Raw genomic sequence first — 12409 nt, 5'->3', positions numbered from 1 at the left:
TCCCTGTAGCCAATCCTCTCGTTTAAATAACGCTGAATAACCAAGTGTTTTTCTGATTCATTAAATTTACCCACCCAGGCACCTCCTATTGTTGAACTTAGGTGTCCAACAATGGGGGTGCACTGCACGAAGACGAGGAGGCTCAGCTTCCTCCCCGCGGAAAGCGAGTGGCTGCAGTGCAATGAAACGAACTAATTTTAAACCCATCTTCTATTTAGTCACATGTTTCATTTTTCAAATTTAGATGTTATTTTATTATTCGTGTTTAGAAAGGTTATCTTTTGTTTTGTCCCAGCCTCTTTTTTTGCGTAAATTGTGATGAAGCAAACATTTAGCCATTATGTGTTGCTGTAGTTTTAAAGAACAGAATAAAAAACAAGAATCACTTGAAATTATTTCCAAAGTAATGTAAGGTATATATAACATTTGTAATATATATATTGCTTTTGGTGGTGATGGTGTGAAGAATCATGTGAAAATTTTCAGAATGAAAACCTCGATGACGCAAGAACAATTGGCAAGAAATGTTGGGGTAACAAGGCAAACTATTGGATTAATTGAAAAGGGAATGTATAATCCCAGCCTTAATTTATGTATTGCCATTGCTAAACAGCTTAATAAAACATTAGATGAATTATTTTGGGAGGTAGATGAGTAATGAAATCCTGGATAACATATTTTTTGCCTGATGACGAATATAAAGAGAAGCAAATTTTAGTTTTTATTACAGAAGCAGCTATACTCCAGATATTTTCTATAATATTGATGCTAACCTTAACTGTTTTTCTGGATTTCTTTAAGGCTGAAACGATTTTACTTATTTCATGTGTGATTTTTCTTTTATATGTTACTGCTAGGTATATCCTTTCTGGGATAGAGTATTCAGATATCACATCAGAGAAAGCCTTTAAAAAAGAACGAAAAGCTATTCTAATAAAAACTAGTGTTTTTGTCAGCTTTTCATTAATTATATTGGGGATTATAACTATTTTTAATGTCAGTGTATTGTTTGCTAATGATGATGATTGGATAGCATTTATAGGGTTACTAATTAGCGCAAGCATCTTGATGTTTGGTGTGAACTATATTTCGTTGAAACGCTCCTATAGAAAAAACAAAGAACTACTATAATACTGGCATCAAAAGTAAGCATAGTTAGAAGATAATAAAGCTTAGAGGAGGGGCAACATGGAAATTAAGGTGCTTGAAAAGAAGGATGCAGATGTCTACAAAAAATTAAGATTAGAAGCTTTAAAATTAAGTCCAGAAGCCTTTGCATCCAGCTATGAAGAGGAAAAAGAATTCACCATAGAAACATTCGGGAACAGGTTGAGCAATTCAAACTCCTATACGCTAGGTGCATTTGAAAACGGAAAGCTTTTAGGTGTTGTGACATTGCAGTTAGAGCAAAAAGCAAAACTAAAACACAGGATAACTATTTTTGCGGTGTATGTTGCTGTTGGAAACCGTGGACATGGGGTGGCGAAAAAGTTATTAAAGGAAGCCATCACAAGATCTAAGCAAATAAATGGGATTGAAGCAATATATTTAACGGTTGGTGCTGCTAATCAGCCAGCAAAAAATCTTTATAAATCATTAGGCTTTGCAACATATGGAATAGATAAAAAGGCTTTAAAAATAGGTAATACCTATTTCGATGAGGAATTAATGGTTTTATATTTTTAGCAGATGTCGAATGACAGCTTATTAATATAGGTATGCATGACGTAAAATTATGATTGTGTCAGGAGAGTATGATGGCCGTATATTTAGTTCGGTTAGAAGCAATACCACATAATGATAATCCCGTAAAGGCAGAATGTGTTGGTGCATACGTAAATTGCTGGGTTAAAGCAGACAATATGAAAATAGCATTTCAAACCGCAACAGAGTACGTAAACAATCAAGGCTGGGAAGTAATAAGCGTGGAGGATCAATTTGAAGTTCAGCGAGAAATATAAAATATATGTTGGTGTAGATGGAAAAGTGGAAGAGGAGCTCCTTGACAGCCTAAAATCCTTTGATGACGCAAAGAAAGAAGGGGTTTCTGCCAGTTATTTTACATACTCCACTGAAGATGACATGAAAATGACAGAGACAGACTGTTTGCATTAAATATCCTTGTGGCAGTAAGCAAAATGATAGAGGTTTAACTAGGCCAGCAGGAATTGAAAATACTAGGTGAGTTTTTCAAATAACGATAAAAAACTCCACATGGAAAGCCATGGGAGTTTATTTTTAGCTTGCTGGCGGAATTACCTTTGCGATTAATAAAATAAGGATAATTAGTCCAATTAACGTGTATCCGATCGCTACCCAAAGTGGTAAATTTACTCTATAAGCAAAGGGCTTCGTCTTTTGAATAATACCAGTTTGAGCAGATACTTGACTATCAGTTACCCTTGACCAAGCTCCACCCGAGCTATTAAACGAGAATAATAGACCAACAAAAGCAAGGCCAATAAAAAACATTGGCTCAATGAATCGGATGTGAAACAATACTGCCGCAAAATAATTAATAACTACCATTAGAACTAACGTTATTACAGGGGTTATCAGATTTCCTTTCATGCTTGTCACTCCTTATGATGTTTTTATTCTATTGTTAACTTTATCAAATTTTTCCATAAAATTAAACTTTTTTGGAATATTTTACATTAATTAAATTTTCTGTATTTATAAATTGAAATTAGATTCATGAATTCTACACTGCTAATGGAATGACTTATGTAACCGTTTAGTATATTTTACGCATCCAAAATCAACATAAACAGAAGCGCAGAGAAAAGACAGGCAGCTGTTTGGTGTAAACAGCTCCATCTCTAATAACGATGTAATAATGTTGAAATGGAAACAAAAATTCTACTATAATAATGTTAATGCACCAACTGGTAGGAGGTCAGCTAAATGAACAAAGAAGAACAGGTCATTTTGGGATTTAGGGATATATTAAATAAGATTGTTTGGCTTAATAAGCCTAAAATGGAAGAAAGTTTGAAGGGGCATAAGTCATCTGAAGTACATTGTCTGGAATTTATCGGCAAAAATGCAGATTCCAATGTAACGAAACTGGCAGAATCTTTTTTTATGACTAGAAGCGCGATAAGTAAAATAACGAAAAAACTTCTCGAAAAAGACCTAATAGAAAGCTACCAAAAGCCGGAAAATAAAAAAGAAATCTATTTTAGGCTAACAGAGGAAGGTTTGGCAATAAATAAAATTCACGATGATCTCCATAAAGAGTTTAGAGAGCGTGATAAGAAAGTATTTGAACAGGTGACGGAGGAACAGTTTGACAGTATACTTAGCTTTGTTGAAATGTATAGTAAGCATTTGGATGCAGAAATAAAAAAACAAGAAGTAGCTATCAAGCCTGAATAGGAAAGAAACATAAAACATATGCAGTCCAATTCTAATAGGAATTGGACTGTATTTTTTTGTTTTCATTTTTGTTGACTAGGAAACAAAATGATGATAAAGTATTTTTTGTTTCCTAGGAAATGAAAATGACTATTGAGGAGAAATATAATGTTCAAATTTAGTTTACTAAAACTTCAAAATACAGAACAAACTGTAGATAAAAAGGCGTTGATATTCGGTCTAATGTCAGTTTTTCTGTGCGGATTAGGCTTCAGTATTATAGGACCAGTTGTTCCATACTTAGTGCATCCGTATGCTCATAATGATGCAAATCAGGCAATTATAGTTACAGTACTGACCGCTGTTTATGCAGCCTGTGTTTTTTTAGCGGCACCTGGGCTTGGAGCTTTAAGCGATAGATATGGCCGTCGTCCAATTCTTTTAATATGTCTATTAGGGTCAAGTGTCGGGTACATTGTTTTTGGTATTGGAGGAGCTTTATGGGTCCTGTTTGTCGGGCGGATAATGGAAGGTGTAACAGGCGGGAGTATAAGCACTATCTTCGCCTATTTTGCAGACATTATCCCGAATGAGCAGCGAACAAAATACTTTGGCTGGGTGAGTGCTGTTACAGGTGTAGGCATCGCTGTTGGACCTGTATTAGGTGGAATATTAGCAAAGTTTGGATATTCTATACCAATGTATGCTGCAGCATTCATAACCTTATTGAATGTTGCATTCGGATTTTTTTATATGCCAGAGAGTCTTAACAAAAACAATAGGCTGAAAAAGCTTACGTTAGTAAGATTGAATCCATTCATACAGCTACTAAACATACTTTCTATAAAACATTTAAAATGGCTCCTTTTTTCAGTATTCTTACTTTCGATTCCTAACGGATCCTTACAGGCAGTATTTTCACAGTTTACAATTGATACTTTCAAATGGCAGCCTGCGATAATCGGACTTATGTTTTCCATATTGGGTATCCAAGACATCCTTTCACAAGGCTTTCTAATGCCAAAGCTGTTGCTGAAATACAGTGATGTCCAGATAGGGATGATAGGAATGGTTTCGGAGATTATCGGCTACAGCTTTATGGCAGTATCAGCGTTATTCTCACTATACCCGCTTTTTATCGTTGGAATATTCCTGTTTGGTTTTGGGGATTCCATTATCGGACCTTCAATCAATGGAATGCTGTCCAAGTCAGTTCAAGCTAGTGAGCAAGGCAGAATTCAAGGCGGCAGCCAATCTATTCAAGCATTGGCAAGAATAATTGGACCGATTATAGGTGGGCAAATCTATGTATCCCTTGGTCATGCTGCACCTGCTTTTATGGGGATAACTTTAATTGCTGCGGCAGTTTTCGTATTAAATAGGTATAAGCAGGTGGTGATTTAAGCTGTTTACGTTTATACGCATGGAGAATATAGCGTAGCATTGACATACAAGGTTCAAATTACTTGCGCTATTTGTTAAGTATTTTTTCGTTTATTTCCTACCATATACTTACAATAAATGACCAAAAGGAGAGAGATTCATGCAAAAAACAGTAACCTTTTCATTTAGCAGTACGCCATTTAAAGGAACAGAAGCAGCAGAGACATTCAGTTTGGAATAATTACAAATAAAAGAAGATTTAGAGGCTACGGCTTTACAGAAATGATTGAAGGAGGTTTTTCAAGATTGGGTGTGGGAAAAGCTAAATATTTTTTATAGTATTATGGTGGTGGAACATAATCAGTCCTAACAAATTAGATTTTATAGTACTTAATAGTCACTATGTTTGGTGGCTATTTTAGTTACAATAAATTCTAAAATTAATTGTTTTTAATATAGACAAGTAGAAAATGAAACTTTTTTAATTATTAACCGTATATAATGACAATATTTAGCAGAAGGAGTGGTAACATGCCAGGTGATGAATTTTATTTTGGAGACTTTATGTTCCAATTTGGTCCCATTTTTATAGGAATTATTTTTATATTCGTTATTGGTAGTATTTTGTTTACGATATTTAAAGGAATTGGCCAGTGGCATAAAAATGAGCAGTCGCCAAGATTAAGTGTGCCAGCGATTATTAAAGCAAAACGTACAGATGTCAGCAGAAGTTCCAATAATGATAATAATAGTCTTTCTTCCAGTACATATACTACGTATTATCTCACATTTGAGTTCGAAAGCGGCGATCGTACAGAGTTTCATGTTTCTGGAAAAGAATATGGGCTGGTTTCTGAAAATGACACAGGAATTTTGAACTTTCAAGGCACCCGTTTTTTGGGATTTGAACGAAATAGTATAAACCAGGAAAATACATGAGCAGTAAATTTTGCTGGCCTTCTTTAAGATTACCGAAATTATTCTATCCCTTTTATATCGAAAACTAGAGCCTAGGAATCTTCCTAGGCTCTATCTATTTCTCACACAAAGTTGGTCATCCCATTAGATCTGGGTATACAAAACGCTCCCCATTTACAGGATTTCATTGTTACTCAGCAACCACCAAAAACTGCTTTACAGTTGGAATAATGGCAGCTAGCTCTTTATCAGGGTATTTTTTCTCAAGCTCGTGAATATCTTTAAACTCTGTGCTTCTAACCCACTTCAAATAATCCTCCTTTGTTTCCCATTCCATATGGACGGTAATTTCTCCCTTGTTTTTTTCTGTTTGAAGGAGAAGAAACCGGATAAAACCGGGATTTTTATCTACTAATCGTGAGCGGTTTTTATATATTTCAATCACTTCAGCTGCTTTTTCTGCTGGTACTGGAAAAGTTGAATGGACGATAAACATTGGCGAGACACCTCTAATATTAATTTTCTTTATCGTACCATAAATCTTGTTTAACGAAAATTGATGTGCCAGAAGGAATGCATCGTGGCAATATGGAATTATTATGTAGGAATGTTTGCGGTTTGCAGCATTTTTTTCCTAAATCGATTTTACGTGTGGACATCATAGAGGGGTGGTTGTTTTGCAGGTAAGAGTATTAAAACCAAAGGATGCGAAGGAATACTGGGGTTTGCGGTTGCTTACATTAAATCAGCATCCAGATGCATTCCTGCTAACGTTGGAAGAGGAGCAAAAACGGCTATATCCTATCAAGCGAATTTCCGCTTTATTGAAGGACCCGACAAGGCTTACAATCGGGGCGTTTATAGACGACCGCCTTATTGGCACCATCACACTACAAAAGGAAAGCTATAAGAAAATCAAGCATAAGGCAAGTGTTTTGTCGTTTTTTATTGAAGATGCTTACCGTAACAAAGGGATTGGGAGAAGGCTTTTGACAGAGGTGATTAACGTCTCAAGAAGACTGGAAATTGAACAATTGCTGTTGGCGGTCGTATCAACAAATACAGGAGCTATTGCTTTATACGAATCGATGGGATTTACTGTTTTTGGTTTGGAGAAAAAGGCCTTGAAGGTGAATGGACAATATTTTGATGAACAACATATGATTTATTATTTATAATACATATACAAAATCAACAAATGAAGGAGAGGGCAAATTGGAGACTAGAAGTGTCGGCATATTGCTGTTTGATGATGTGGAGGTATTGGATTTCGCAGGACCATTTGAAGTACTGTCTATTGCAGGCTTTAAGGATCGTGAGGATGTTAAGCCATTCAAAGTGGAAACAGTTTCTGAGACTGGAAAAAGCATTTCAGCAAGAAACGGGCTGCAAGTCGTACCAGACTATTCCTTTGATACAGCACCATATTTTGATATTCTCATTGTTCCTGGAGGTCCTGGCGCTAGATTGACTGAATTACATAATAACAAGCTGATAAACTGGATAAAAGAGCAGGAAAAAAGAACAGAAATGACGACATCTGTCTGTACGGGCGCTTTATTGCTGGCACAGGCTGGATTACTTGATGGCAAAAGGGCGACAACACATTGGGCTTCCTATGATTTGTTTGCAGATCTCTTCAAAAAAGTGGAGGTTGTAAGAGAAGTTAAATTTGTTGATGAAGGCAGAATTGTTACATCAGGCGGTATTTCAGCAGGTATTGTAATGGCCTTTCATCTTGTCGAAAGGCTAGTTGGAATAGAAGAAAAATGGATGACAGCAAAAAGGATGGAATATGATTTGCCGGAAGATAAATAAAGAACGCTGTTTTCGCATTGATTCTTTTCTTTACCGATACTAATGGTTTTACCATCTTTGCAAATTCACAACTAGAAAATGAGCAATCAGGTTACAGTGTGGATAATAAAGATCAATCACTAGTTGGCTCAAATAACGGAGATTGGAAGGAAACTTTGGTTTGTTATCGGGCAAGATGATATAGTATGAGATTCTATTTTTATAGAAAGCTATCGGAAAGGAACAGTTGATGAGCTATTCCAAAAATCGGAGATATATATAAGAAAATAAACTTCATATAGAGGTGGAATTATTTTCCTGGAATTGACAATATGTTAGCAATTCTATGGATGCTTCGTTCAGGTGGAAAAATTACTGCAAAACAAATTTCAGAAAAGTTAGAAATGAATATGAGGACTGTGTATCGTTATATTGATTCAATTTCAACAAGTGGCGTACCTATAATTTCAGAACCAGTACATAACGGTGGATACACTTTATTGAACAATTTTATTGAGGATCCTCTTTTTTTTGATTTTGAGGAGCAAACTTCACTATTTCATGCTGCTGTTTTTACAGAAGAAGCAGGATATTGGAGGTGAAGCACTAAATAGGGCCATTTCAAAACTAAGAAAATACTCAAATCAAGAGCAGGAAACAAAAATAAGACTTATTTTGAGTTTGTTATAATGTTGTTAAAAGGAGATAAAGGATAAAGGTAGTTATATTTATGTTAACAGCAATAGTAGTAGCTGTCTCGATTTTAACTTTAGCTTGGATTGTTGGCAAGAATCAAAAATTAAATAAAAATGGAGTGTTAATAAGCCACATAGTATTGGCAACAATATCTAGAAAGAGTTTATCCAAGTAGGATTAACTCTTTTTTTGTTTAAGTTCCTTATGGGGCAGAAAGAGCTGACCTAAAAATACAAATGGGGATAAAAATCTAAAGAGATTTATACTTTTTTGCTTCGGCACAAACGTGGCAGCATTCCTGCAATAAATGAAAAACTAGTTATGAAAAGAAACAGGGCAACATTCCTGTATAAAATGAAGAGAATCCTTCTTGTGTCACAAACGTGGCAGCTTAGTATAAAAGGATTATAAGATTAACGGTGAAACTTGGAAAGAAGGTGTTGACTACGGAGAATATTAAATGGATAAATGGAAGTTATAAAGAGGATAATCGAATTTTTAATTCAGAACGACAAGCAGAAGAATGGGTAGATGCTTTATATCCAGATTTTGTTGCATATTTGTCCAATAATATTAATGTTGGATATGCTTCACCTGATGAGAAGGTTATAAAATATCTAGAAAGTTACCTACCAAAATGGGCTAGTTATAATAATGTGAATGTTAGTATCCATATAGGGAAAATAACTAAAGATGGTCAAATTATATTTGAAATTTGGACATCGCAGAAGAACTGAACAAGTCTAGATTGTGAAAAAATGTACTTAAAGTAACAGGGGCTATTCTTAAATATAAGGGAAGCTTTTTGTTATGTCATAATGAAGGCAGTTTAGTGGAAGAAGGATTTCTGTAAATTAAATGGAATATATATTTAATATTCCCATATGATGTGCCTTTAGAATTAGAGAGAGGGCGAGTGGAGAAAATATGACCTTAATAATTAGAAAATCAACACTAGATGACATAGAAGATTTACTTCCGATTCAGAAAGCCTCATTTCAAGACGACTTGGAAAAATACCAAGACTTTGAAACTAATCCAGCTTGTGAAACATTTGGAAAGTTAGAAGAAAATATACAAAAATATCATCATTTTACGATTTTAGAAGAGAATGCAATAATTGGTGCAATCGATGTAAGAGGAAATAAAGAACGAATGCACATAGATAAAGTCTTTATTGCTCCATCTAAACAAAATAACGGTGCTGGAACGCTAGCTATACAATTTCTAGAGAAGCAATTTTCCGATGTAAAGCTATGGACATTGTATACTCCGTATTTAAGTTTTCGTAATCATTACTTTTACGAGAAATTTGGTTACAAAAAAACAAAAGAGGTTCAGCTTACAGATAAGTTAATTTTATTTAAATACGAAAAATACTGAGTATTCGTAATTCCTGTTTATAATGTAGTCCTTTCTTATATAACAAACGTTTAGGATAATTTAATAAACATTTTGAGAAGGAATAAGAATAATTCATTTCAAAATTGGGGCTGGAAAATATGGTGGGAAATGAGTATTGTGTTTATCATATTGTTACAAGGAATAAGATGACAGTTGGTCAGATAATTAATTTCCGATAACCAACAAAAAAATACGTTATATCGTTTCTTTTTTGAGCGTGAGCACCTAAACTCAAAAGGTGAGGATTTTACAAAGATTTTCTATAGAAACTATACTGAAAGTGGAATGAATTTAAATAAAGAAGATGCCGATATAGCTATTAAATATGTTGGTGAAAACATCCGAGCAATCAGAGAAGTAATAGTTGAAATGGTTAGATTACAAGAATACCCAGAATATCCTTCACGATTATCGTGCTTGTATGCTGCGGAAAGTTATGAGGATATACTAAAATGGAAAGAGTTATTTGAATCCTTTAATCGTAAAGTTTTACAAATTGTTAAGCTACAAGTTGATGGACATTGTTTCGAGGGAGACGGTTCCCTTCTACCAAAAGAAGATGGATCTCCTTTCGCTCTAAAGATTGAACAGGCTAGAGAATACTGGATGGGAAACGAAAAAAATGAGCTTCCTGAACTTTTAATAAACGGTAGAATCGAAGTTGTTGAAATAATTCAGGATTTTTCATAATAACTCAAGCAAGTAGGGCTTTGAACCAGGAAGGATTGAAGCTCTTTTTTTATAACATTCTTCTAAATCTAAGCGCAACAGTTCTGTAATAACAGGTTATACAAGGGTATTTTAAGCTATAGGGGGTGTTAATCCAGTAAGGATTAATGCTTCTTTATTTCTCTGGTACTAACATGGCAGCATTCCTGTAATAAGTGAAAATGCGATTTGAAAGAAAAAAGACCTCTTGATAAGATAAATGTGTCCTGAGCTGGCCAGCAAAAAGGAACAAAATATCTATTCGGAGGTCTCATCATGAATTATAACCAAAATCATAAAATAGCTCAAATTACACCTAAAACCTTAGTGATTGGTATTGATATAGCTAAACATCATCATGTAGCTAGAGCACAGGATTATCGTGGAATAGAGCTTGGATCTACTTGCTTTTTTGATAATACTCAAGAAGGATTTAGGACATTTATTAATTGGATTACTCAAATAAAAGAGTCTTACGAAATGGAGTCTGTCATTACTGGAATGGAGCCAACGGGCCATTATTGGCTTAATTTAGCTCATATTCTAAAGGAGGAACAGATTAAGTTCGTTACGGTCAACCCATTACACGTCAAGCATAGTAAGGAGTTAGACGATAACTCGCCCACTAAAAATGATGTAAAAGACGCAAAAGTCATTGCACAACTAGTCAAGGATGGTAGATACGCCGAACCAACAATCCCACAAGGGGTTTTTGCAGAACTGCGAGTGGCAAAAAAATTACGTGATCTATTAAGTGTAGACTTACAAATTGTGCAAGGACAGGTACACAACTGGATTGATCGATACTTTCCAGAGTTCTTTACCGTTTTTAAAAGTTGGGAAGGGAAGGCAGCTCTTCATTTATTAAAGCTTGAAGCATTACCGGAAGAATTGGTTAGATATACAGAAAAAGAATTACTAGAATACCTTAGGCAAGCAGTGAAACGTAGTATAGGGATTAAGAAGATTCAAGCATTAAAAGAAGCCGCCAATCGCTCGATTGGCATTCGACAAGGTGCTATGATGGCTAAAATGGAATTAAGAACCTTAATCCAAAAGTATGAACTCATTCAAGCCAAGTTCGAAGAGCTTGACCAAACTCTGGATACACTGCTTCAAGATATTCCAGGGGTTAATCAAATGTTAGAAATAACAGGGATTGGACGCGATACAGTGGCGGGTTTCTTCGCTGAAGTAGGCGATTTGAGTGAATACAATCATCCTCGTCAAATAACCAAATTGGCAGGACTTAGCTTAAAAGAAAATACATCAGGTAAGCATAAAGGGAGAACCAGAATAACCAAACGTGGTCGAAAGAAATTACGAGCATTGTTATTCCGGGCATCTATGATTCTAGTAGCCAAGAACAAGGCCTTTAAAGCCCTACATCTTTACTACACAACGAGACCTGACAATCCGTTGAAAAAGATGCAGTCTTTAATTGCTTTGTGTAACAAGCTCATCCGTATACTCTTCTCTATTGGTAAGAAACAGTATGTGTTTAAAGAGGAGAAGATGTTGAAGGACATCCCCCATATGCATGCATTTATCCAAGAACCAATAGCAGCTTAATCACTATAAAACTAGCTTTTAACAACTAGAATTGAACAGATGAACAGACAAAATCAGCATGGGATTAGTCGGCAACGGAACTAACGTAAGGACAAGATAAGATCCTGTATGGCAGCATGACCGACATCCACCTTATGGAAAGGTTGAACGAAGGAATGTAGGAGCGTAGACTCTGTGAGACTTGGGAGGGTAGACCCCCGTAAGATATGTGGACATCCATTGGTGCGTACATACCTATTTATCCAACTTTTTGAAATGAACCGAAGGTTGGCTAGTTTCTTGCACTCATTTTCTTCGTAAACAGCTTGATTGTGTTCTTTTCTCTCTAATCAAATCTGTAAAGTTAAACAAGTTAGATAGCAATAGGGAGAATAACTGCGTATTTAAGAGATAATTGTTTGTTTATTGAGGGAGTATAGTGATATAAGACTGGGAAACTTGAGTGAAGAAAAAAATAAAACATCCATGAAACATGGATGTTTATTTAATCCTATAGAGGAGCCATTTTTCTCTAACAATGAATATTGATTTTGTATTAGGTTCTAATAACCCAACATATTTTTAAAAGAAC

15 protein-coding genes and 2 pseudogenes are annotated in these 12409 nt (G+C 35.2%); 15 read left to right on the top strand and 2 right to left on the bottom strand.

Translation table 11 applies throughout. The features are described 5' to 3' along the window. Positions 1-460: 460 nt before the first annotated feature. The 5 genes from EM808_RS25635 (at position 461) to EM808_RS28840 (ending at position 2115) form a co-directional block, all read left to right on the top strand. Entirely contained in the window at positions 461-658 is a 198-nt protein-coding gene (locus EM808_RS25635) for a helix-turn-helix transcriptional regulator (RefSeq protein ID WP_127742222.1), read from the top strand. Further along, the gene (locus EM808_RS25630) at positions 658-1131 is read left to right on the top strand and encodes a hypothetical protein (protein ID WP_127742221.1); all 474 of its coding nucleotides are present in this window, start codon (positions 658-660) and stop codon (positions 1129-1131) included. Before EM808_RS25635 ends, EM808_RS25630 begins: the two co-directional genes overlap by 1 nt. 57 nt (positions 1132-1188) lie before the next feature. Continuing rightward, positions 1189-1686, top strand: a complete 498-nt coding sequence (locus tag EM808_RS25625; protein ID WP_127742220.1) for a GNAT family N-acetyltransferase — start codon at positions 1189-1191, stop codon at positions 1684-1686. 71 nt (positions 1687-1757) lie between these two features. Beyond that, positions 1758-1961 (top strand): hypothetical protein, encoded by a 204-nt coding sequence (locus EM808_RS25620; protein WP_127742219.1) that lies wholly within the window; start codon positions 1758-1760, stop codon positions 1959-1961. After that, positions 1939-2115, top strand: coding sequence for a hypothetical protein (locus EM808_RS28840; RefSeq protein ID WP_164849798.1), 177 nt, complete (start codon positions 1939-1941; stop codon positions 2113-2115). Before EM808_RS25620 ends, EM808_RS28840 begins: the two co-directional genes overlap by 23 nt. A gap of 123 nt (positions 2116-2238) precedes the next feature. On the opposite strand, the gene EM808_RS25615 is transcribed toward EM808_RS28840, so the two are convergent. Next, the gene (locus EM808_RS25615; protein ID WP_127742218.1) at positions 2239-2571 is read right to left on the bottom strand and encodes a hypothetical protein; all 333 of its coding nucleotides are present in this window, start codon (positions 2569-2571) and stop codon (positions 2239-2241) included. 336 nt (positions 2572-2907) lie between these two features. Between EM808_RS25615 and EM808_RS25610 the strand changes: the two genes are divergently transcribed. The 3 genes from EM808_RS25610 to EM808_RS25595 all read left to right on the top strand — a co-directional run bounded on the left by EM808_RS25610 (position 2908) and on the right by EM808_RS25595 (position 5682). Further along, positions 2908-3381, top strand: a complete 474-nt coding sequence (locus tag EM808_RS25610; RefSeq protein WP_127742217.1) for a MarR family transcriptional regulator — start codon at positions 2908-2910, stop codon at positions 3379-3381. Positions 3382-3528: 147 nt separating this feature from the next. Beyond that, positions 3529-4764, top strand: a complete 1236-nt coding sequence (locus EM808_RS25605; protein ID WP_127742216.1) for an MFS transporter — start codon at positions 3529-3531, stop codon at positions 4762-4764. Positions 4765-5274: 510 nt separating this feature from the next. Then, positions 5275-5682 (top strand): DUF2500 domain-containing protein, encoded by a 408-nt coding sequence (locus EM808_RS25595; RefSeq protein ID WP_127742214.1) that lies wholly within the window; start codon positions 5275-5277, stop codon positions 5680-5682. 169 nt (positions 5683-5851) lie between these two features. Here the strand turns inward: EM808_RS25595 and EM808_RS25590 are convergent, their stop codons facing one another. Further along, a complete protein-coding gene (locus tag EM808_RS25590) occupies positions 5852-6157 on the bottom strand; it encodes an antibiotic biosynthesis monooxygenase family protein (RefSeq protein WP_127742212.1) in 306 nt (101 codons plus the stop codon). 181 nt (positions 6158-6338) lie between these two features. On the opposite strand from EM808_RS25590, the gene EM808_RS25585 reads away from it, so the two are divergent. The 7 genes and pseudogenes from EM808_RS25585 (at position 6339) to EM808_RS25555 (ending at position 11838) form a co-directional block, all read left to right on the top strand. Further along, complete coding sequence (locus EM808_RS25585; protein ID WP_164849797.1) at positions 6339-6839, top strand: GNAT family N-acetyltransferase; 501 nt, start codon at positions 6339-6341, stop codon at positions 6837-6839. Positions 6840-6876: 37 nt separating this feature from the next. Beyond that, positions 6877-7479 carry a DJ-1/PfpI family protein gene (locus EM808_RS25580; RefSeq protein WP_127742208.1) on the top strand — a complete coding sequence of 201 codons (603 nt, stop codon included), beginning with the start codon at positions 6877-6879 and terminating at the stop codon, positions 7477-7479. A 311-nt stretch (positions 7480-7790) separates the two neighbouring features. Continuing rightward, positions 7791-8145: pseudogene (locus EM808_RS25575) on the top strand (helix-turn-helix transcriptional regulator); the annotation flags it as partial. A gap of 428 nt (positions 8146-8573) precedes the next feature. After that, positions 8574-8891, top strand: coding sequence for a hypothetical protein (locus tag EM808_RS25570; protein ID WP_127742206.1), 318 nt, complete (start codon positions 8574-8576; stop codon positions 8889-8891). A gap of 190 nt (positions 8892-9081) precedes the next feature. After that, complete coding sequence (locus EM808_RS25565; RefSeq protein ID WP_127742205.1) at positions 9082-9537, top strand: GNAT family N-acetyltransferase; 456 nt, start codon at positions 9082-9084, stop codon at positions 9535-9537. Between the two features lie 119 nt (positions 9538-9656). Continuing rightward, a pseudogene (locus EM808_RS25560) lies at positions 9657-10248 on the top strand (DUF2441 domain-containing protein). 294 nt (positions 10249-10542) lie between these two features. Next, positions 10543-11838, top strand: coding sequence for an IS110 family RNA-guided transposase (locus EM808_RS25555; RefSeq protein ID WP_127742203.1), 1296 nt, complete (start codon positions 10543-10545; stop codon positions 11836-11838). Positions 11839-12409 lie beyond the last annotated feature (571 nt).

Source organism: Niallia taxi, from assembly GCF_004005475.1.
GTDB classification, from domain to species: domain Bacteria; phylum Bacillota; class Bacilli; order Bacillales; family Cytobacillaceae; genus Niallia; species Niallia taxi.
The sequence above is the reverse complement of the archived record's forward strand: the minus strand, read 5'-3'. Positions and strand labels throughout refer to the sequence as shown.